The sequence below is a fragment of the Pseudomonas sp. B707 genome (genome assembly GCF_022496685.1).
GTDB lineage: Bacteria > Pseudomonadota > Gammaproteobacteria > Pseudomonadales > Pseudomonadaceae > Aquipseudomonas > Aquipseudomonas paraglycinae.
The window spans coordinates 241,128-263,108 of sequence record NZ_WTVE01000004.1 but is presented as its reverse complement, the minus strand read 5'-3'; the positions used below and the strand labels follow the sequence as shown (position 1 = coordinate 263,108).

General features: G+C 58.3%; 18 protein-coding genes and 2 pseudogenes. 9 read left to right on the top strand and 11 right to left on the bottom strand.

Annotated features, from left to right (window positions below):
* The first annotated feature begins 99 nt into the window (after window positions 1-99).
* Window positions 100-1,083, top strand: a complete 984-nt coding sequence (locus tag GQX66_RS01215; RefSeq protein WP_102687722.1) for an LLM class oxidoreductase — start codon at window positions 100-102, stop codon at window positions 1,081-1,083.
* Window positions 1,084-1,121: 38 nt separating this feature from the next.
* On the opposite strand, the pseudogene GQX66_RS01210 reads toward GQX66_RS01215, so the two are convergent.
* The 6 genes and pseudogenes from GQX66_RS01210 to GQX66_RS28555 all read right to left on the bottom strand — a co-directional run.
* Window positions 1,122-1,304: pseudogene (locus GQX66_RS01210) on the bottom strand (potassium transporter); the annotation flags it as partial.
* Between the two features lie 7 nt (window positions 1,305-1,311).
* Complete coding sequence (locus GQX66_RS01205) at window positions 1,312-1,611, bottom strand: antibiotic biosynthesis monooxygenase (protein WP_240865323.1); 300 nt, start codon at window positions 1,609-1,611, stop codon at window positions 1,312-1,314.
* Window positions 1,612-1,837: 226 nt separating this feature from the next.
* Window positions 1,838-2,938, bottom strand: coding sequence for a low temperature requirement protein A (locus GQX66_RS01200; RefSeq protein ID WP_102718341.1), 1,101 nt, complete (start codon window positions 2,936-2,938; stop codon window positions 1,838-1,840).
* 98 nt (window positions 2,939-3,036) lie between these two features.
* Entirely contained in the window at window positions 3,037-3,576 is a 540-nt protein-coding gene (locus GQX66_RS01195) for a DsbA family protein (protein WP_078047886.1), read from the bottom strand.
* An 11-nt stretch (window positions 3,577-3,587) separates the two neighbouring features.
* On the bottom strand, window positions 3,588-4,130 hold the full coding sequence (locus GQX66_RS01190) for a redoxin domain-containing protein (protein WP_102687725.1): 543 nt from the start codon (window positions 4,128-4,130) through the stop codon (window positions 3,588-3,590).
* A 36-nt stretch (window positions 4,131-4,166) separates the two neighbouring features.
* Window positions 4,167-4,456 (bottom strand): annotated as a pseudogene (locus GQX66_RS28555) (TolC family protein); the annotation flags it as partial.
* Between the two features lie 472 nt (window positions 4,457-4,928).
* Between GQX66_RS28555 and GQX66_RS01180 the strand changes: the two are divergent.
* Window positions 4,929-6,686 (top strand): diguanylate cyclase, encoded by a 1,758-nt coding sequence (locus GQX66_RS01180; RefSeq protein ID WP_240865322.1) that lies wholly within the window; start codon window positions 4,929-4,931, stop codon window positions 6,684-6,686.
* Between the two features lie 620 nt (window positions 6,687-7,306).
* The gene (locus tag GQX66_RS01175) at window positions 7,307-7,996 is read left to right on the top strand and encodes a lipopolysaccharide kinase InaA family protein (RefSeq protein ID WP_085747360.1); all 690 of its coding nucleotides are present in this window, start codon (window positions 7,307-7,309) and stop codon (window positions 7,994-7,996) included.
* A gap of 91 nt (window positions 7,997-8,087) precedes the next feature.
* Here GQX66_RS01175 and GQX66_RS01170 read toward each other — a convergent pair whose 3' ends face one another.
* Window positions 8,088-11,177 (bottom strand): efflux RND transporter permease subunit, encoded by a 3,090-nt coding sequence (locus tag GQX66_RS01170; protein ID WP_240865320.1) that lies wholly within the window; start codon window positions 11,175-11,177, stop codon window positions 8,088-8,090.
* Window positions 11,174-12,283 carry an efflux RND transporter periplasmic adaptor subunit gene (locus tag GQX66_RS01165; RefSeq protein WP_240865317.1) on the bottom strand — a complete coding sequence of 370 codons (1,110 nt, stop codon included), beginning with the start codon at window positions 12,281-12,283 and terminating at the stop codon, window positions 11,174-11,176. Before GQX66_RS01165 ends, GQX66_RS01170 begins: the two co-directional genes overlap by 4 nt.
* Before the next feature lie 190 nt (window positions 12,284-12,473).
* On the opposite strand from GQX66_RS01165, the gene GQX66_RS01160 reads away from it, so the two are divergent.
* The gene (locus GQX66_RS01160) at window positions 12,474-13,934 is read left to right on the top strand and encodes an efflux transporter outer membrane subunit (RefSeq protein WP_134023352.1); all 1,461 of its coding nucleotides are present in this window, start codon (window positions 12,474-12,476) and stop codon (window positions 13,932-13,934) included.
* 25 nt (window positions 13,935-13,959) lie between these two features.
* Here the strand turns inward: GQX66_RS01160 and GQX66_RS01155 are convergent, their stop codons facing one another.
* Together GQX66_RS01155 and GQX66_RS01150 are read right to left on the bottom strand one after the other, a co-directional pair.
* Window positions 13,960-14,580, bottom strand: a complete 621-nt coding sequence (locus GQX66_RS01155; RefSeq protein ID WP_240865310.1) for a TetR/AcrR family transcriptional regulator — start codon at window positions 14,578-14,580, stop codon at window positions 13,960-13,962.
* 123 nt (window positions 14,581-14,703) lie between these two features.
* Window positions 14,704-15,300 carry a TetR family transcriptional regulator gene (locus GQX66_RS01150; RefSeq protein WP_178082631.1) on the bottom strand — a complete coding sequence of 199 codons (597 nt, stop codon included), beginning with the start codon at window positions 15,298-15,300 and terminating at the stop codon, window positions 14,704-14,706.
* A 149-nt stretch (window positions 15,301-15,449) separates the two neighbouring features.
* On the opposite strand from GQX66_RS01150, the gene GQX66_RS01145 reads away from it, so the two are divergent.
* The 4 genes from GQX66_RS01145 (at window position 15,450) to GQX66_RS01130 (ending at window position 19,396) form a co-directional block, all read left to right on the top strand.
* The gene (locus tag GQX66_RS01145; protein WP_085747366.1) at window positions 15,450-16,550 is read left to right on the top strand and encodes an alkene reductase; all 1,101 of its coding nucleotides are present in this window, start codon (window positions 15,450-15,452) and stop codon (window positions 16,548-16,550) included.
* Between the two features lie 39 nt (window positions 16,551-16,589).
* Window positions 16,590-17,378: an SDR family oxidoreductase gene (locus GQX66_RS01140; protein ID WP_085747367.1), complete on the top strand. Its 789-nt coding sequence runs from the start codon at window positions 16,590-16,592 to the stop codon at window positions 17,376-17,378.
* 82 nt (window positions 17,379-17,460) lie between these two features.
* Entirely contained in the window at window positions 17,461-18,330 is an 870-nt protein-coding gene (locus GQX66_RS01135; protein WP_240865308.1) for an alpha/beta hydrolase, read from the top strand.
* 67 nt (window positions 18,331-18,397) lie between these two features.
* Window positions 18,398-19,396 (top strand): NADP-dependent oxidoreductase, encoded by a 999-nt coding sequence (locus tag GQX66_RS01130; protein ID WP_240865447.1) that lies wholly within the window; start codon window positions 18,398-18,400, stop codon window positions 19,394-19,396.
* A gap of 188 nt (window positions 19,397-19,584) precedes the next feature.
* Here GQX66_RS01130 and GQX66_RS01125 read toward each other — a convergent pair whose 3' ends face one another.
* Complete coding sequence (locus tag GQX66_RS01125) at window positions 19,585-20,793, bottom strand: MFS transporter (protein ID WP_236188716.1); 1,209 nt, start codon at window positions 20,791-20,793, stop codon at window positions 19,585-19,587.
* A 229-nt stretch (window positions 20,794-21,022) separates the two neighbouring features.
* On the opposite strand from GQX66_RS01125, the gene GQX66_RS01120 reads away from it, so the two are divergent.
* Window positions 21,023-21,955, top strand: coding sequence for an AraC family transcriptional regulator (locus GQX66_RS01120; protein WP_240865306.1), 933 nt, complete (start codon window positions 21,023-21,025; stop codon window positions 21,953-21,955).
* Window positions 21,956-21,981: the final 26 nt, after the last annotated feature.

Here is a 21,981-nt window from a genome sequence, read left to right as displayed (position 1 = left end):
CCAGACCCAGTCCCTTCACCTGCCGTTCAAAAGCGACCGATGCCGCAGCACCTCTGGAAACGGGGGCGCTGTTAACGTTCTGCCATGAGGTCAATCCGTATGTACCGGCCGAGCACGATTCCTTACCAGCAGCATCGAGGGTTCAGCCGAACCTTCACTCAGGGGCATTTGAGCCTTGGATTATTCTTTCCCATGGAGGCGTTCGACGGGGACACTCCGAGCATGCTCAACCAGGTCACACTGGCTAAAAAAGCCGAGGCGCTGGGCTTCTGCGCGCTCTGGTTTCGCGACGTGCCGCTTCGCGACCCTGGCTTCGGCGATGTCGGCCAAGTCTTCGACCCCTGGGTTTACCTGGGTTATATGGCCGCCCATACCTCGGAGATTGCACTTGGCACCGCCTCCATCGCCATCCCGCTGCACCATCCCCTGCACACGGCCAAGGCGTCAGCCAGCGTCGATCAGTTGAGCACTGGTCGCTTGATTCTGGGGGTTGCTTCGGGAGATCGGCCAGTGGAGTTTTCGGCGTTTGGCGTCGATCCCGAAAGGCGTGGAGAGATCTTTCGAGAACACTACGAAGTGATTCGCCGCGCCCACAGCACCAGTTTTGAGCCCATCCACTGGAGCACTGGTGAAATGCAAGGCGCAGACCTGATTCCGAAACCTACCACCCAATTCATTCCAATGCTCGTGACCGGCAACAGTCGCCAGTCACTGGATTGGATCGCGCGTGAGAGCAACGGATGGATCAACTATCCACGCATTCCGAACATGCAGCGGCTGGTCGTGGAAGATTGGCGACTGGAGGTCACGAAACAATGTGGCTCTGTGTACAAGCCCTTTACTCAGTCGCTGTACATCGATCTCGATGAAAATCCGTCCACGCCCCCCACACGTATCCATTTGGGTTTCAGACTGGGACGTTACCATCTACGGTTTTTGCTGGAGTCGCTTGAGGAAATCGGCGTGGACCACGTCATTCTCAATCTCAAATATGGCAAGCGCCCTGCGGCGGAGGTTATCGAGGAATTGGGTACGCACATCGTTGCGCAGTTCGGAGTGCAGCCGCGTCCGGCAGCGCATTGAACATCGGTCACTGCTACGCCGACGAATGCTCACTTGACGAAACCATAAGGTGTCACGGCGCGGATGACCTCCGGATCTACATCAATGATGGAGATCTTCGCGCCATGAGCGACCGGTGCCCGGCAAGCAATCTACCCTACCCAGCCTAAACCCGTGATGAGCACATTGCCTTGCAGATTCTGTGCGGCTTCCACGCCGTCCATGGACACGATTTGCGCGCGTATCCTTTCAGGGTAGCTTGGCCGCAAGGACGTCAACCTTCTCGATTGATGGCGGTTCGGCAAACAGCTCGGCAGCGTTTGTCATAAGCGCCGCCGCGACCTTGCCCGAAAGATGAGCCTGCCGGCCCGCTTCATCCGGGAATGCGTCAAAGATGCCAAAGGTAGACGGCCCCAAGCGGATTCCAAACCAGGCTGTAGTGCCTGGCTCCTCCTCCACTAAAGGAAGGCCGCTCAAGAGAAAGCGCTCCACCTCTTTCTCTTTCCCAGGTTTTGCTTCCAGACGAACGAACAACGCTACTTTGACCATGACGTGGCTCCTGTTGTTACGATGCGGCTGGTGCTATCTGGTCGCAATAGCTAAAAGGGGCATCCGGCAATTAACTATGGTCGACGACACCAGGATTACAAACCCAAAGAGACCAAGGGTAGCGTCGCATGTCGCTTGGACACTGAGAATGACGTAGTAGGCAGCGCGCAAACCGCAGACCAGCCGCTTGATCACTTTTCCCGAGCTGTGGCCTGATAATCAAGACTCAACGATATCTGAAATTCAGGAGAACATAACAGATCATGGTGACTGTCAAGCCGACCAATATGTACTCGACACGCGGTAGAAATATAACTAACCCACCTAAAGAAAACACGATCAAGGTGTTTTGCAGTATGTATTTCCTTATTCGACTCACAGCTATGAAATAGCCATATTGCTTCCCCAGGAAAAACAAGACCATGCCGGTGATCGACATAATCTGGAAATCGCGCATCGCAATGTCGTTCAGGATCGCATGCCTGATCAAATTTGCCAGAAGTGCCAGCCCCATAAAAAGAAAAAGGTGCGAGTAGATTAAGGCGTGCCCACTCATACTGCTTTGATGTTTGTTCAATAAGTAAAAACTATCAAAATAGATCCACCAGATACTGCAAATCATGATAAATCCGGTGATGGCCGCCATCACATTATAATAACCCCATTGAATGTTAGACAGGCCTCCGGAAAGGCTAATAATTGACTCCCCCAATAAGATTAGGGTGAGTAGACCTATGCGCTCAACCAAGTGTTCCGTGTGTGCTGGCAACGGTTTTAGTTTAGTCCAGAAAAATACAGGAAACAGAATATCAAGAATAATCCCAATATAAGCAACAAGGTAACGCAAGGGCGGGTCAAAAATAACGGATGAAAGGCTAATAACTGCGCTAACTAATAGGGCAAAACCAAGCCTTGAGGAAAGTTCGCCGCGAGAATCGAGTTTACTAATGGATGAAATATACATAACACTGATGATCGCTCGTATTCCAAAATAGCAGGCAATAATAAGCGGGTAGTTCACTTCCAGGTCTTCTCCGATCCGTGCCGATAGCACAATGAGCAGGAGCATTATGAATAATGTTGCCAAACGGTGAAGATTGCTGTCTGTATCGAACCTGTTGGAGTAAATCGTGTGACTGGACCAGATCCACCACAACGGTACAAAAAGCAGTAAGAATGTCCATAATTGCTTGTGTTCAAAGTGGCCGTCATGAACATGTCCGAGAGTGTGCGTAACCTGGCCTATCGTAACAACGAAAGTCAGGTCAAAAAACAACTCCAACCATGTGGCGTGTCGATTTTCTTCATAATACTTCAAAGATTTCATTAGTTGCCGGCTCCGTGTCCACCTCTTTAATGTAAAAGGAAGCTAACGTTGGTTTTTCCTCGGCTCCGATGTGGGTGATGCCAAGCCGATTTGGCTCTCTAGCGATTTCGTCCACGCACTAACAAAAGCTCAATCATCTGACTCATCCCGATGAACTCTGGAACTCCGTCATAGCGAAGCCCGTCAATGTAAAACGCTGGGGTGCCATTCACGCCGCTGCGTACACCGCCGTTGAAATCGGCTTGTATTTTGGGAATGTAAGTATCCTCTTGCATTGCAAGATCGAATTCCTCCTTGGGAAGGCCGTGTTTGAGAACGATCGCGCGATACAGCGGCAGGCCCAATCGATCCTGATTTTCGTACAATTCGTCGTGGGCCTCCCAGAAGAACCCTCGACTCCCGGCATACTCCGCGGTGACCGCTGCACCCAATGCATGCGGGTGAGCGGTGGTCAGAGGAAAGTTACGGAACACGAACAGCAAATCATCGCGAAAATGCTGCTGCAGATTCTTGACCATCCAATAAGCTTCACCGCAATAGGGACATTCATAGTCGCCAAATTCCACCAAGGTGACCTTGGCATGCGCACTTCCCTGGCGATGGTCGTTGGCACTTACCGGGACTTTGAGAGTGGCCATGTAATCACCTGTTAATTTTTGGTTGGCGTGCTTTGTGGCGAATTCACCAGAGCATCCAGCGCATCCAGAATGCCGTCCGCCCCAGGGTTGATTGCCATTGGTGAGACGTAGCTCCAGGCAACCACCCCCTCCTTGTCAATCACGAACAGTGCCCTCTTACAAACTCCGAGCTGGGACTCGTACGCTCCATACTGTCGTGCCACCGCCCCTTTGGGCTCGAAATCGGCCAGCAGGCTGAAGTGGAAATTTCGATCTTTGGCAAAGGCCTGATGACACCAGGCGCTGTCAACCGAGATACCCAATAGCACCGCACCGTATTCTCTGAAGGTGGGTAACAACTGGTTGTACAAGGTCAGTTGGTCACCACACACCGAAGTCCAGTCAGCGGGATAAAACGCCAGTATCACGGGATTTCCCTTTAGCTCACGCAGCGACAACTGTTGATCAGGGGTTGCGTGAAGAGTGAAGTCGGGCGCGACAGTGCCGGCCGGCAGCGGACCCTGAACCAGGTCGCCATTGGTTTTTTGTGCATCATCGAACTCTAAAGTATTCATTGCTTGAACCTTGATAGATGGGTGGTTGGGACGTGCTCAGTGGGATGCGACGTGCCCGACGGGATAACTCCATCCACCATCAAGGGGTTCAAAAAAAGACAACGCTGCCTCGATCTCAGCCTGAGCCTGAGTGATTTCGGCAGCGAAACATTCACGTTCCGCATCAAGGAACACAAGAAGATCCGCCGTGTAATCGCGGAATTGGATTAGGCCAGGTTGGCAGGGGAATGGTCAGATTCGCTCTGGCTCACCAATGACTATAGTCGTTGATGACGCTTGCCGTAGTCGCTGAACGAATTTTCGGTACCCTCAAGTGCCAACAACACTTACGCGCTTATCTAGCTGCCATTTCAGGCGGCGCTTTAACACGATGATTTTGGCAGCTATTTCGCCACTTCAGACAAATCTACATCTGCTTTCTGGACGACAACGGCTGCCCGTTACGACAAGCAGAAACCGACCAGAGGCAGACGACTCGGCCCCTTACCTCCAGCAGCCAGTCAAATCGTAAACATAAGTCTGTAACCAGCAGCTGGCTCGTCATGACCCGAGTCGGGCTGACGGAGTAGGTAAACCAGAGCTATTTATTCACCGGATGAGGGTTGGCCATCGCCAGCGAATATAGGGACTCGAGTCCGTCCCTTTTCGGTTCCACTGAGACAACGGCAGGGGCTGCCAGCCAATTCGTCACGGTTTAACGAAATGATGACGGCAGAAAGCTATTATTGTTAAGTTTTCCAACCCCAAGCCGATAATCGCCGGGAGGCACAACTCGTACCCCGGAGTGGAGAAGTCCGAATGTTGTCCAGCAGATCCAAGTCGTCAGAAGATTCCCGAGACGAGCGCTTCGACGGCCTGCTCCATATGGTCAGGCGGCAGTTCGGTGTCGTGGCCGTCCTGCTGACAACCGGCGCACAGGATCTACAGCGCTTTTGCGCTGGCGCCGGCCCGATTGTGCGCGACACACTGCCAGACCTCCGCATGCCGCTTCCCTCCGATGCCAATGCCCATACACTTCTGCTTGTACCCGATATCAGCCGCGACGAGCATCTGCGCAATCACCCACTGACAAAAACGTTTCCCTCGCTGCGCTTTCTCGCCGCCTGCCCACTGCAGGCGCCAGGTGGAGGGCAGCTCGGCCTTCTCTGTCTGCTTCACGACCAACCGCGCGAGCTCGATGCCGAGCAACAAAAAGGGTTGCAGGAGTTCGCTCAATTGGCAGTTGGGGCGCTGCTGCTGAAGGATTCGGATCGAGCGGAGTTTGAGCTTCCAAGCGAAAACGATCGACGTAAGGCGCTGGCCATCGCCACTAGCGGCACCGGTGTTTGGGACCGAAACATGCTCACCGGCAAAGTCAACTATTCCGATAGTTGGAAGGCCTTGCTGGGCTACACCAACAACGAGATCGGCAGCGACCCTGCCGAGGCCTACACCCGCATCCATCCTGCCGACTTCGCATACGTGCTGGCCGTCTACCAGGAGGCCATCGACGGGCGCACCGAGGTTTTCGAAGTCGAGCACCGATTACGTTGCCGGGACGGCAGTTACAAGTGGGTCTGCAGTCGCGGCAAGGTGGTCGAATTTGACGGTGCCGGCAAACCCTCGCGCATGGTCGGAACCACCACTGACGTCACTGCAATGTACGCCCTGTCGGAACAGATACAGCTGAACGCCGCTCTGCTGACCGACCTGACCAACGAAATCCCCGGCATGGTTTTCCAGAGTCTGCGGCAGTTGCATGGACAGTACAGCTTTTCCTTCGTCAGCATCGGGGCCCGCGACATTTATGGAGTGACGCCGGAGCAACTGATGCAGGATGCCGACATGCTGCACATGATCATCCATCCGGACGATCTGACTGCCTACCTCGGCTCCCTGGAAGCGTCTGCGACGGATCTCAATCCCTGGAACCTAGAATACCGGGTACTGCTGCCCGGTGGGGGCGCCGCTTGGCGTCATGGTGCTGCGCGTCCCAGGGCACTGGCGGACGGGAGTGTGCTCTGGCACGGCATCATCACCGATGTCACCGAGCGCAAGCTAATCGAAGCAGAACTGCAGGTGCTCGCCAGCACGGATTCCTTGACGCAACTGTCCAATCGTCGCCACTTCATGCAGCACCTCGAAAGCGAGTTGGCGCGTGTGCAGCGCTCTGCCGGCTATCCCGCGGTAATCCTGATGTTCGACCTTGACCACTTCAAAGCCATTAATGATCGCTGGGGACATTCGGTAGGTGATCTCGCGCTTCAGCACTTCTCGGCCATTCTCTGCACACAGCTGCGCAGAACCGATGCTGCCGGTCGCATGGGCGGCGAAGAGTTCGCAGTGGTGTTGAGCGATGCTTCCGTCGACGAGGCCAAAATCTTCGCCCAACGAGTCCAGGATGAGCTGGCCAGTGCGCCACTAGACCACGGAGACGAACGTCTGACACTGGCGGTCAGCGTAGGTATCGCCGCCCTCCATTCAGCCGATGTCAGCGCTGAGGCCAGCCTGTCGCGCAGCGACAAGGCGCTCTATTGCGCAAAGCGTGCCGGGCGCAACCGCATCGAATGTTATTGAAAGGTCGGGAGGGATTCAGACCTCAAAGCAGCGACATGCCAAGACGCAATGAGCCTCCAACGCCGCCTGAACAGCGACGATGATCATAATTTCAGCATGATTGGAAAAGCATCTAGTCTGTAGCGTTCCAGCGATCGTCTGCTTTTGGACGTGTCCTGCCTGTCACGACTGACCAGGTTGGCTGCGAAAATCCCAATTCAGATGAAAGTCGCTTTTCCATCAAGCGCAACCACTCGATTGCAGCTATGAAATTCAGGGCGATCATGAGCCTACCCAGAACGCCAGATAACCGGACAACTTCGTTTCCGCAAATAAGTATCCACCCCTTGATTTCAGAGGCTTCCAGAGCATTAATCAATACTGCCTAGCGGAAACGAATACAAGTTAAGGCATTGAAATATATGGATTAATCTTCGGACTTGAAAGCCGTCGACTGTTCTGGCCGAAACCATTTCATCTCTCACGACTGCCTTTGGACCGTAGCTGCCGCTCAATAATGGATAAGCGCGTCATCAAAGGAACTAGCCCATTATTGAAACGTCTGTTTGAATAACGGCATGATGCCAGCCAGCAAAAAGGCCGATGGCGCAGCTGATAACAACACAAGAATGGAGTGCGCGATGAGCCAAACCGACCAAATTTTTTCCTATTGGTGGAATACATCAGGCCCTTGGGTAGAAGAACCCAACGTACGCAGGAGTGGCACGAGCGGAGTGCAGCGAGTTCTGCATAACGGTGCGACTGTGTACGTTAAGCGTCAGACGGGTCATTTGTTTCGCAGCCTGAGATATCCTCTGGGGCGCCCCACTACCTTGCGCGAAGGCCGCGCGCTCACAAAGTTACTCCACCTTGGGGTCAACGCCCCTCAACCGGTTTACTACGGTGCGCAAAAAATCAAAGGGGTCTGGCACGGCATCTTGGTCACCAAGGACTTGAACGGTTTCCAGGATTTGGAATCCTGGTACAACGAAGGTGCAAAAAACCAATACACGCCCAAGCAACTGGACAATGTGCTCGAAATACTCGCGTCATTGATGGCACGAATGCATCTCGGCCGCTGGCAACATGGCTGCATGCGCTCAAAGCACATTTTTATCAAAGTTCGCAATTCGTCGAGCGATCCCGAGTTCGAGCTTGCGCTGCTCGATCTCGAGAAGTCCCATGGGCGAATCAGCTCATTGCGGGCAGCTCGGCACGACATTTTGCAACTCAGACGCCATTCCTATTGGAGCGAACCGGAGTGGCAACACTTTCTTCGTCATTATGAAAAGCACCTGGGTCGACCAGTAATCACTCAGGGCCGTTCTTGAAAGCCCAACGAAGGCGGTAGGCGCTCACATCACATGAATGTCTGCATCGATCTGCCAGGTGAACCCAGGCCTCGATTTTCAGCACTGATGGCTACTCCGGTTTGACTGTTGCAGCCGGCGGCCTGGCGTCAGGACCGATTTTGAACCAGATCGAGTACATCGCGGGCAGGAACACCAGCGTCATGATGGTGCCGACGAGCGTGCCGCCAATCAGGGTATAGGCCAGCGTCCCCCAGAACACCGAGTGTGTCAGGGGAATAAACGCCAGGATCGCCGCCAGGGCCGTCAACAGGACCGGTCGCGCACGTTGCACCGTGGCTTCGACGACCGCGTGAAACGGATCCAGCCCTTCTTGCGCGTTGTGATGAATCTGGCCGATCAAAATCAGCGTATTGCGCATCAGGATCCCCGACAGTGCAATCAACCCGACCAGCGCATTGATGCCAAACGGCTGATTGAAGATGAGCAATGTCGGCACCACGCCAATCAAGCCTAACGGCGAGGTCAGGAACACCATGATCATCGCCGAGATCGAACGGACCTGCACAATGAGGATGACCAGGGTCATGGCGATCATGATCGGCAACAACGGCAGGATCGCCTTGCCGGCCTTGCCGGACTCTTCAATCGCGCCCGCCTGCTCGATCCGGTAACCGGAAGGCAGCTTCTCGATGATCGGCTGCAGTTGCTTCAGCAGCGCACTGGAAACATCCGGTGGCTGCAAGTCTTCGGCAATGTCGCCGCGCACGGTGATGGTCGGGGTGCGATCACGCCGGCGCAGGATCGGATCCTCCATGCGCACATCGACCTCGCCTATCTGCGACAACGGGACCCGCTGCCCCGAGGCTCCGACCAAGGTGAAGCCTTCGATTTGCTGTGGATCGAGCCGGACATCGCCCGCTGCCCGCCCCATGACCTGTACTGAACGAATATCCTCACGCACCGCCGTGATCGGTACTCCGCTGAGCAGGAACTGCAATTGTTGTGCAACCGCAGTCGATGTCAGCCCCACTGCCTGCAGACGATCTTGATCCAGGTTGAAATGCAACGACGGAGTCAGCGGCCCCCAATCGGTGTTCACGGTTCTCATCATCGGGCTGTCCTGCATCACACCCCGCACCTGCTCGGCGATCACGCGCAACTTTGCCGGATCAGGCCCCATCACCCGGTAGGCCACCGGAAAAGGTGAATAAGGACCAAACACGATTTGCGATGCCCTGAGGCGCGCTTCCGGGGCGAGCCCTTGAGCCACCGCGTCACGAAAACGCAATTTGAGGGTTTCCCGTGCTTCCTGACTGTCGGTCAGTACAACGATCTTGGCGAACGACGGATCGGGCAGTTCCGGTGCCATCGCCAGGAAGAAACGCGGTGCACCCTGGCCGATATAGGCCGTGACGATTTTTGCCTCATCCTGCTGGCGCAGCCAGGCTTCGACCTTGGCGGCCGTGGCGCTGGTCTGCTCGATGGAGGTGCCGTAGGGCATTTGCACCTCGATCATGACTTCAGGACGGTCAGAGGTCGGGAAGAACTGTTTTTTCACCAGGCCCATGCCTGCCGCCGCAACGAAGAACAGCGTAATAACCATACCCGCGACCCACCATTTGCGCGCAATGACCCGAGTCAGAATCCTACGGAAGCGGTTGTATCGCGGCGTGTTGTAGATCGCCGCATGTCCACCCTCGACTGCCTTGATGTCCGGCAACAGTTTCACGCCCAGATAAGGGGTGAACGCCACTGCCACGACCCACGAAGCGATGAGAGCGATGCCCACGATCCAGAACATGTTGCTGGTGTATTCGCCGGCCGTGGACTGAGCAAAACCGTTCGGCAAAAAACCGATCGCCGTCACCAGGGTTCCGGACAGCATCGGCGCTGCCGTGTGGCTCCAGGCATAGGCAGAGGCCTTGATGCGATCGTAGCCCTCCTCCATTTTCACCACCATCATTTCAATGGCAATGATCGCGTCATCGACCAGCAGCCCGAGCGCCAGAATCAACGACCCCAGGGTAATACGGTCAAAGTTTTTGCCGGTGGCCGCCATCACCACAAACACGATCGCCAGGGTCAACGGCACCGCAGCGGCGACCACCACGCCAACGCGCCAGCCCATGCTCAGAAAGCAGACGAGCATGACCACCAGCAGCGCGACAAAGAACTTGACCATGAACTCGCCAACGGCGGAGTCGATATTCACCGCCTGGTCGGTGACTTTCGAGAGGGTCATACCCAAGGGCATTTCCTCGTTGATCCTGACGGTCTCGGCATCCAGCGCCTTGCCCAGATCAAGACCGTTCCAGCCCTCACGCATCACCACACCGAGCAACAGCGCCTCTTCGCCGTTATTGCGCACCAGGAAGGTAGCCGGGTCTTCATAACCGCGTGCGACAGTCGCCACATCAGACAGCTTGAGTGTCCGCCCTTGCACGACTACAGGGGTGTCACGGATTTTCTGCAGCTTGTCGAACGCACCATCGAGGCGCAGAAAAACCTGTGGCCCGCTGGTGTCGATTGATCCGGCCGGGGTCAGTGCGTTCTGACTGTTCAGCGCGGCGAAAATGTCCTGCGGTGACAAGCCCAAGGTCGCCAACCGGTCATGCGAGAAAGAAACAAATATCCGTTCGGCTTGTTCGCCGATGATGTTGACCTTCTTCACCCCCGGCACATGCAACAGGCGCTGGCGCATGGACTCCGCATCGCGGACCAGCAGACGCTGCGGCTCGCCCTTGGCTTTCAGGGCGAACAGCGCAAAGGTCACGTCCGAATACTCGTCGTTGACCATCGGCCCGATGACGCCCGCTGGCAACTTGATCGCTTCATCGTCGAGTTTTTTACGCGCCTGATAGAACTCTTCCTGCACTTGCGAGGGCGGCGTGCTATCGAGCAACGAGACCATCGTGAAAGCGAGCCCTGGCCGCGTATAGGTTTCCGAGCGGTCGTACCATTTGAGTTCTTGCAGGCGTTTTTCCAGTGGCTCCGCGACCTGATCCTGCATCTCCTGTGCGGTCGCCCCCGGCCAAGCCGTGATGACGGTCAACTGCTTGACCGTAAACGGAGGATCTTCAGCACGCCCCAGCTGGAAGAATGCCAGGGTGCCGGCAACGGCGATCAGGAAAATCAGAAAGACCGTGATCGAACGCTCGCGAACGGCGATGGCAGAAAGGTTGAATCGTCCCTCGCTCATGGACGACTCCCGGCAACGGTCGCCGCATCAGGCACGGGCATTCTTACTGCTTCGCCTTCGCGCAACAGGTGAGCGCCCAGCGCCACAATCTGTTCGCCGACCCGGAGATCGCCAGCGACTCGTGCCGAATCGTCGCTCAACCCCAACACCTGAACCGGTCGCCAGGTCACGGTTGGCGGTGTACCGGCGATGACCCACACGCCAGGACCTTTACCGGCGTCGTAAAGCGCAGCGATGGGCACTTGCAAGGATGCGGCAGGTGTCGAACCCTCGGCGATTCTGAGGGTGACTGTCGAACCTATCGGCGCATTGGCCAACGCGCCTTCCAGTACATAGCGCGCCTCGAACGTACGCGTCGTGCGGTCCGCCGAATCCGAAAGCAACCTCAGTTTCGCGGTAACAGCACCCGAGGCGTCGCCATAGAGCGTGGCTTGCGCGGTGGATCCTGCTGCGGGGCGCAACGTCTCGGGCAAGTGCACGATGGCCTCGCGCTGCCCTGCCCGCGCCAGCCGAACCACCGGTTGTCCAGGGCTGACGACTTGTCCGGGTTCGGCGAGTGTTTCCACCACAACGCCGTCGGCATCGGCAACCAGCACCGCATAACCGGAAGCGTTGCGGGCAACGTCCGCCTGCGCTTCAGCGGCGCTGAGTTGCGCCTTGGCGGTATCTGCGGCGGCTTTGATCTGATCGTAGGCCGATGCGGAAATGGCGCCGGCGCTGACCAGAGTGCGATAGCGGGCTTCGTCATCGGCTGTCTGCCTGGCCCGGGCCCGTGCGGCGATGACCGACTCCTGCTGCGCGCGTGCCTGCAACCCCAGGTCGATGGGGTCGAGCCGCATCAGCGGCTGACCGCGTTTGACGCTCTGCCCCGTGTCAACCAGACGCTCGAGCACCTTGCCCGAAACGCGAAACCCCAGATCGCCCTGAATGCGCACCGTCACCACCCCCGTAAAAGATCGGGAACCGTCGCCCGCAGCCTGAACGGCGGTGAACCTGACCAGAGGCGCCTGTGTGCGCGGGTCTGCAACGGATGAGGAATCACCGCACGCCGCCAGGGCGAGTGGCAACAGGCATGCGGCAATAGGGGAAATTCGAAGCCGGCGCATAGGTTCACTTACTGAAATAGGATGACCATCATATTCTCATCTTTGTGACCAATATCGTCAACAGTCACATTCCATGAGATATTCGACGCTCCATTTTTTTCATTAATACCGTGATTGCCTTTTCAAGCCTTAATTGACACGTTGTGACCATTACGTAATATGGTCACGAAAATCTCGTTAAGGAACGCCGATGCCTCCCCTGCGCCCGATTGCTCTTTTGGTTACCGCCAGCCTCATGGCAGGTTGTGCGGTGGGTCCGGATTACCATCGTCCGGACGCCCCGCTTTCAGATCATTACCTCGGGCAGTCTGCTGTCGAACCGCGATCAGGATCGACACCGGACAGCCTTGCCGCCTGGTGGGAAAGCTTTAACGATCCGCTACTGAGCAACCTCATCGACCAGGCCTTGCAGCAGAATCTGGACCTTGCACAGGCATCAGCGCGCGTCACCCAGGCCAGGGCCGGCCTGGGCGCCGCCAATGCAGCACTGCTGCCCTCGGCGAATATCAGCGCACAGGCGGCACGCGCTTATCAGTCCGTCGAGACACCACTGGGCCAAGTCTTGAATTCAACACCCGGCTACGACCGTTACGGCAATGCCTACGAGGCCAATCTCGAGGCGGGCTGGGAAGTCGATGTCTTTGGCGGACTGCGCCGCGGGCGTGAGGCGGCACTGGCTGAGTATCAGGCCTCAGCAGCCGGTTTCACGGCGACGAGGCTGGCAATCGCTGCGCAAACAGCCGATATCTACATCACCCTGCGCGGATTACAGGCGCGGCTGGACATCGCCAACCGGCAAGTCGACACCCGGCGCGCATTGCTGGAGAAGGTTCAGTTGCTTTACGGCAAAGGGCTGGCCGCGGAGTATCAGGTGCGCCAGGCCGAGGGTGAGTTGTCGCAAGTCCAGGCGAGCGTTCCGGTACTGCAAAGCGGTCTGGAGGCGGCCATGAATGCGATGGACGTGCTGCTCGGCACGCCTCCCGGCACTCACCGCACGCAACTGGCACGTGAGGGCGAGATTCCCGATGTGCCGTCGCTGACTGCGCTGGGCACACCGGCAGATCTGCTGCGGCGCAGACCGGACCTGATCGTCGCCGAACGCCGCCTTGCGGCCTCTAACGCGCGTATAGGCGAAGCGATTGCCGAGTACTACCCGAAATTTTCCCTCAGCGCCTTGCTCGGCAGCGCGACCGCCGTCTCCGGCGGCAATCTTTTCACCAGCGGCGCGAGCCAGTCGAGCGCTGTCCTGGGTCTGCGCTGGAGGCTATTCGACTTCGGACGCATCAACGCCCGGATCGATCAGGCCAAAGGCCAGGAATCTGAAGCATTGGCCGCCTATCGCCAGTCGGTACTGCGCGCCACCGAAGATGTAGAGAACGCGCTTTCCTCACTGGTGAATCGGCAAACTCAGACCACCACCCTTACCGGCGGCGAAGCCGCGCTGACTCAAGCTCGCCAGTCCTCGTTCACCGCCTATGAAAAAGGCACCGCCAGCCTGATCGATGTCCTGCACGCCGACGAAACACTGTTGCAGGCCTCCGACGCCAGAGCGCAGGCGCGGACCGAATCGGCCCGTGCGGCGGTGGCGGTATTCAAGTCGCTGGGCGGGGGCTGGCAACCCACTGAATCACAACCTGTAGCGGCACGCTGAGCAGCACCACCAGATCGCTTTCAGGTCAGGGCATCAGGCTGCGCAGAATGAGGTTGGAGGTCAGCGTGGGCGCTACCTCGATAAAACCCAGATTGTGCTGCAGCAACAACGGATTGACGAAGGGACGCAGGGCCAGATGAATCGCTTCGACGGTCTCGTCCAGCGGGGTCTTGCGCTCGAACTCTCCGAGCTCTCGCCCTTCACGCACGATGTCGAAGATAAAGCGCTTGATCTGCTCCTCATACACCTGAGCACATGGCCAACGCTCCGCTGCCGAGAATGCCGCGATGTCGTAGAGCTTGCGATCATTGAAGAACAGGTCCACACCCGTGGCAATCACGGTCTTCACCAGCCGGCGGAAACGCTCGGTCGGCGAAATCCCCTCTGCGTTAACAGCCTGTTCGACCGCTGCAACCATTTGCCCCAGACAATTCGAGCAGATCGCTTCGCCGATCGCCTGCTTGGAATCAAAGAACTTATAGATGTACGCCTTGGAAAAACCGATGGCCCTGGCCAGATCGGAAACCGTGGTTTTGCCATAGCCGTTTTGGCTGAAGTGTTCATTGGCTGCCGCGACAATCTGATCACGAATCTCGTGATCGACTGGGCCACGTGGGCCGGGCGAAGATATGGATGGCTGATTCATGGGCGTAGCTTACTCACCCTGTCGAGGTCTTACAAATCGTGACCAATAGACTACATATTCACGAAAAACGGCTGTCTGAAACGGGCTGACGTTCAAGTCATCGAACAGGGTGGATCGGCCCTTCTACGGCGTTTCCACTTCATCGACCGGCAACACCGGCAATGAAGCAAACATTTCGGCGCGGCATACCTCAAGGATTTCATCCGCCAAGGCGGAATCATCCGGACAGGCGCGCGACAGGATGATTGCGCCGACCGCACGCGACAGCAAGTCGATCATTTTCCTTCTTCCCTCACCCTCCGCGGCATCCGGCCCTGTCGGATATTTTTCCCCCAGAGTTTGCAGGGTGCGTTCAATGCCTTCGGCAAACGTGGCTTTCACATCGTCCGACTGACGCGCCGCGTCGCCACACAGTGCGGCCATCGTGCAACCGCTGCCGCGTCCGTCGCGATGTTCTCGATTCACGTAGACGTTGATGAAACCGGGCACGTCGAGCGCCTGGGCGCCGGTCAACGATTTGCCAAGACTGCAGGCCGAGGCTTCGGCCATCAGGTCAGCCTTCGAGCCGAAGTGCTTGTAGAAGCCTCCATGGGTGAACCCGGCAGCCGCCATGAGATCGGCCACACCGACGCCGTCAAAGCCACGCTCACGGAACAGCTCTGAGGCCGTCTCAACGATGTGTTCTCGATTGGCCTGCGCCTGGGCCTTGGTCACTCTCACGTGCAATACCTCGCGTTTAGCGGTAATTCCTGCGTCCGATGATACATAGATGTCGGCCATAATCAAAACCGTTGACAGTTTAGATTTCGATCATCATCCTAATTTCACACCCCACCGATCTCCATCAACGGGCACGGAAGATTCATCAGATGACCAAACAGACTCTGTTCACCCCTTACACGCTAGGCAGTCTCACGTTGTCGAACCGCGTTGTTCTCGCACCGCTGACACGCAACCGCGCAGGCCAGGGCTTTGTCCCCAGCGAATTCGCGGCCGTCTATTACAGCCAGCGCGCCAGCGCCGGTTTGCTGATCAGCGAAGCGACGCAGATTTCCCGACAGGGCCAGGGTTATCAGGACACCCCCGGGATCTACACCCAGGCACAGATTGACGGTTGGCGCACAGTCACTGATGCCGTCCACGCCAAGGGCGGAAAAATCTTCCTGCAGCTGTGGCATGTCGGCCGCGTCTCACACGTTGACCTGCAAGAAAACGGCGCCGCACCGGTGGCCCCTTCTGCGCTGCGTGCCGCGACCAAAGTGTTCGTCAACAACCGCTTTGAAGACGTCTCGGAACCCCGCGCGCTGGAACTCGACGAACTGCCGGGGATCGTCTCCGATTTCCGCCAGGCCGCGGCCAACGCGGTCGCTGCCGGGTTCGACGGCGTGGAGATTCACGGTGCAAACGGCTATTTGCTGGATCAATTCCTCAAGGACAACGCCAATCTGCGCACCGACGCTTACGGCGGTTCGATTGAAAACCGTGCGCGTCTGTTGCTCGAAGTGACGGCGGCGGTCGTCAATGAGATCGGCGCAGATCGCACCGGTGTGCGTCTGTCTCCCGTGTCGCCGGCCAACGGCGTGGCCAGCAGCGATCCGCAGGCGCAATTCAATTACGTCGTCGAGCAACTCGATGCCCTCGGCGTGGTTTACCTGCACGTGGTCGAAGGCGCGACCGGCGGCCCGCGCGACGTGGCGCCCTTCAATTTCGACGCCCTGCGCCAGCGCTTCAAAAACACCTATATCGCCAACAACGGCTATGACCTGGACCTGGCGACTGCGCGGCTGGCCGAAGACCAGGCCGATCTGATTGCCTTCGGTCGCCCGTTCATTGCCAACCCGGATCTGGTGGAGCGCCTCAAGCAGGGTGCGCCGCTGTCCGCGTTCAATCCCGCCACCCTCTACGGCGGCGACGCGGCGGGCTACATCGACTACCCGACGCTGGCTGAATCGAGCGTCAGCGCAAGCTGAGCGCGTTCCGTTTCTCACCTCCTGAAAGAGAGATACCCCATGAGCACTCGCCCTACTGTTCTCATCACTGGCGCCTCCACCGGCATTGGCGCCGTCTATGCCGAACGCTTCGCCAAACGTGGTCACGATCTGGTACTGGTCGCCCGCGATCAGGCTCGCCTGGACGCACTGGCAGCGCGCTTGCGCAGCGAGCACGACGTCGCCGTCGATGTTATCCCGGCGGACCTGACCCAACTCGCCGATCTGACCACCGTTGAAAGCCGCCTGCGCGACGACGCCCGCATCGGCATTCTCGTCAATAACGCCGGCGCCGCGCTGTCCGGCCACTTCGTCGACCAAAGCACCGACAGCGTCGCGCAACTGGTTGCCCTCAACACCACGGCGCTGGTGCGGCTCGCCAGCGCCATCGCCCCACGCCTGGCCAAGGCCGGCGACGGCGCAATCATCAACATCGGTTCGGTGGTGGGCCTGGCGCCGGAGTTCGGCATGAGCGTCTACGGTGCGACCAAGGCCTTCGTGCTGTTCCTGTCCCAGGGCCTGAGCCTGGAACTGTCGCCGCAGGGCGTCTATGTGCAAGCCGTGCTACCCGCCGCCACTCGCACGGAAATCTGGGATCGCTCCGGCGTCGACATCAACACCCTGAGCGAAATCATGGAAGTGGGTGATCTGGTGGATGCTGCACTGGTCGGTTTTGATCGTCGCGAACCTGTGACCATCCCGCCGCTGCACGAAGCCGAGCGCTGGGATGAACTGCAGGGCGCACGTCAGGGCCTGCTGGGGCAAATCCGTCAGTCTGCGGTTGCCCAGCGCTATCAGACGCCACAGTGATTTTTTGCTAGCGAGCATTCGCGCCGGATTCGATGCAGGCACAGGGCATTGCATCGAATCCTGCTGGCTTGCCGGAGTGACAATGAGTTCAATACAGACAAATTCCCGCTCGGGTTCGCCGACGTCATTCATCGACGCGGCGAACCAGTCGATCACGGTCAACGGCATTCCCTTCGCCTACCGCGACACCGGGCCCGCAACCGGCGTGCCCCTCGTGCTGTTCAATCATTGGGGCGCGGTGCTGGACAACTTCGACCCCGCGATCATCGATGGCCTGGCGCAAACCAGACGCGTCATCACCACCGACTATCGCGGCATCGGCAACTCGGGCGGCACCGCGCCACTGACGGTGGGTGAAATGGCCGACGATGCCATCCAGCTGATCAGGGCGCTGGGGCTGAAAACCGTGGATGTGCTCGGTTTCTCCCTCGGAGGTTTCGTCGCTCAGGACATTGCCCTCAAGGCGCCTGACTTGTTACGCCGGTTGATTCTGACCGGTACTGGACCGGCGGGCGGCACCGGCATCGACAAGGTCGGCACAGTGTCATGGCCATTGATCCTCAAAGGCTTGCTGACCCTGCGCGATCCCAAGTTCTACCTTTTCTTCACCTCGTCGGCCAATGGACGACGGTCTGCCTCGCAGTATTTAAGGCGCCTCAAGGCACGCAAGAACAATCGCGACAAGGGCCCGACGCCACGCGCCTTCCTGCGGCAATTGAAAGCCATCACGGCGTGGGGCAAACAACCGCGGCAAGCGCTTGGACGCTTGCGCACACCGACGCTGGTCGTCAACGGCGACAACGACATCATGGTGCCCAGCGTTAACTCGTTTGAACTGGCCAGGCTTATCCCCGACGCACAGTTGGTGATTTATGAGGATGCCGGGCACGGCGGGATTTTCCAGCATCACGCCGACTTTGTGGCCAAGGCGCAGGCGTTTCTCGATGCTTGATCACGTCACGCAGCAACACGGCAACCCACCGACTACCCTCCGTACAACCAGCAAGAGCCGCACCACGATGAAAGCATTTCTGATTGATGGCTATGGCAAGAACCCCGGACGCATTGGCGAAGCACCCGCCCCTGCAGTCGGTGCCCACGACATCTTGATCGAGGTCCATGCGAGCAGTGTCAACGTGCTGGATTCGAAGATCAGCAAAGGCGAGTTCAAGCTGATCCTGCCCTACGCCTTTCCGTTGATATTGGGCAATGACCTGGCGGGTGTCGTGGTTGAAGTCGGCCCGCAGGTGACACGCTTCAAACCGGGAGACGAGGTATACGCTCGCCCGCCCGAAGCGCGGATCGGGACGTTCGCCCAATTGATCGCCGTGAACGAAAACGCGGTTGCCCTGAAACCCGCCAATACCGACATGGCGCAAGCCGCATCCCTGCCCTTGGTTGCACTGACCGCCTGGCAAGTACTGGTTGAAACCGCCCGGCTGCAAAAGGGCCAGAAAGTGCTGATTCACGCAGGCTCAGGCGGCGTCGGCACCATTGCCATTCAGCTTGCCAAACACCTCGGTGCGTTTGTCGCCACAACCACCAGCACCGCCAATGTCGAATGGGTCAAGGCGCTGGGGGCCGATCTGGTGATCGACTACACACAGCAGGACTTCGAAAATGTGCTGCAAGACTACGACGTGGTGCTTAACAGCCTCGGCGCCGACGTGCTGGAGAAGTCACTCAAGGTCCTCAAGCCCGGCGGCCAACTCATTTCCATCTCGGGCCCACCCACTGTGCAGTTCGCGAGGGAGCAAGGATTGTCCTGGCCATTGCAGCAAGTCATGCGCCTGCTGAGCCTTGGCATTCGTCGCAAAGCGCGCAAGCAGGACGTCAGCTATGCGTTCGTGTTCATGCGGGCCAATGGCGCTCAACTGCAACGCATCACCGCGCTCGTTGAGGACGGAATCATCAAACCTGTGGTTGATCGCTCCTTCCCCTTTGAATCAACGGCCGAGGCATTGAAGTACGTTGAGCGGGGACGCGCCAAGGGCAAGGTCGTTGTTGCGCTCAAATGACCACGCCGCCTGTTCCTGAATCGAACGTAGACACTGCACACCCTTTACTGCTGGAGCGGCCCTCAGCCGAAGTGATTTCGCCAGAGGAGCAGCAAGCGCTTCAACCGGATGATGTGCAGGTTCAACCGCCCGTTATCGTTTGGCGCAGTTTGATGCTTGAGCCATAAGGAAGGTTGCAGGTGATCTCGTCAGGCTGTCGCGCTCGACTCGACAAGATGAATTTGCGTGGCATTGCGTCCGGCCAGCCAGGCCAGCACGGAAGCGGCGACCAGGACAGCGGCGCTAAGCTCGAAGGTGGCTTTGTAACCGCTCAAATCAAAGGCCAGACCGCCAATGATTGCGCCGCCTGCGATCGCCAGTTGGACGATGGCTACCAGCAAGCCGCCTCCGGCTTCCGCATCATCCGGGAGCGTCTGCGCCAGCCACGTCCACCAGCCGACCGGCGCGGCCGTGGCAACCAGCCCCCAGAGTCCGAGCAGCACGGCGGTCAGCACCGGCGATTTGCCGAAGCTGACCAACGCCAGCGCGATCACCGCCATGATCAGCGGAATGGCGGTCAACGTGCGGTAGAGGCCGCGCCCCACAAACCGTTCGATCAGAAAGGTGCCGATAAAACCTGCCACTCCAAGCCCCAGCAGCATGAACGACAAGGTTGAGACACTGACGCCCGTCACGCCCTCAAGAAATGGTCGCAGGTAGGTGAACAGCATGAACTGGCCCATGAAAAAGACGCTGACGGCGACCATGCCCAAAGCTACTGGCAATTGCTTCATCAGACGCAGAACGTTGCCGCTACCTGCCTGGCGTTCGGCCTTGAAGGACGGCAGGCTGATCAGCAGCCACACGGCGGCAAGCACCGCGACCGGAACCACACAGAAGAATGCACCGCGCCAGCCGATCAACGAGCCGAGAAAGCTGCCCGCCGGAGCGGCGATGACCGTGGCCAAAGCGTTGCCGCCATTGACGATGGCCAGCGCACGGGAAACCTGTTCAGGCTTCACCAGGCGCATGGCAGTCGCCGCCGACAGCGACCAGAAACCACCAATCGCAATCCCGATCAACGCACGTCCGAACATGAACGACGGGTAGCCCGGGGCGAGTGCGACGACCGTTCCGGAGACGATCATCAACAAGGTCAGGCAAAGCAGAAGCTTCTTGCGTTCGATGCGAGCGGCGACCGAGGCAATCAACAGACTGGTGATCAAGGCAAAGGCACCGGACACGGAAATCCCCTGCCCGGCCTGACCTTCGGTGATATGCAGGTCCGCCGCGATAGGCGTCAGCAGACTGACGGGCATGAACTCTGAAGCGACCAGGGCGAATGCGGCCAACGACATGGCCAGCACGGCGCTCCAGCCGCCCGTTCTTTTAGAAGGTTTTGTAGAAGGTAACGTCATGAAAACTACCTGTGGTGCGAAAAAACGTAGGGGGGTGATGCGCAGGGGCAAGCAGTTTGTCGCCCGTCCGGGCACTGCCCCTGTAACAGATAGACACATTCTCCCGGTCAATCCGGTGCTTCCCTAGTGCATTCCTCTTGAATGCTTGCCTGATCCTCTGGGGATGCAGGGTGATGGATAGGAAACGTCGCGCGCGCGCATTAGAGTCCGGTCAAAGGAGTGAGCCCACATGATCCCGACCCCTCTGCCCCAGGAATCACCTTTGGCGCGGCACATCGACCCGCGTGTGAACGCGCCGGGTGACTTCGCCACGTCGATACCCGGGCTGTCGCTGTTTCGTCGCGACCAGCCGGCGCCCCCCGTTGTGTGCATGATCGAACCCAGCCTGATTCTCGTGGGTCGTGGCGAAAAGCGCTTGTGGGTCGGCGGTGAGGGCTACAGCTATGACCCGTCGCGGTTTCTGGTCACGTCGCTGGACCTGCCCGCCAACTCCGAAGTGATGCTCGCCACTCCCGAATGGCCCTGTGTCGGCCTTGTGCTGAAACTGGATGTCAGCATGCTTGCCGAGGTCATTACCAAGAGCGGCTTGCCCTCGAAACGCCAGCCATCAACGGGTACGGGCGCTGCGATTGGCAGCCTGTCGTCAGCGTTGGAGGACGCGCTCGATCGCCTGCTGGCATTACTCGATGAACCCGAGGCGATCCCGGTCCTGGCGCCGCTGATTCTGCGAGAAATCCACTATCGGCTGCTCCACACCGACCAAGGCCCGCGACTGCGGCAGATCACTGCCGTCGACGGTCAGGGTTATCGCATCGCCAAGGCCATCGACTGGCTCAAGGTCAACTACACCGATGCCCTGCGCATCGATGATCTGGCCGCGCGGGTGCAGATGAGCGCGCCGACCTTTCACCATCATTTCCGCCAGCTCACCGGCATCAGTCCGCTGCAGTACCAGAAATGGCTGCGGCTCAACGAAGCGCGCCGACTGATGCTGGTCGAGCGCCTGGACGTTTCGCGCGCGGCGTTTGCGGTCGGCTATGAAAGCCCTTCGCAGTTCAGCCGCGAATACGGCCGTCTGTTCGGCACCGCGCCGAGTCGTGACATGGCCCTTTTGCGCGGGCAGCCCTTCGAGGCAGAAGCGCTCGGCACAGTCGCGAATTGAACGAAAACCGGTGATGCGCCTCGCCG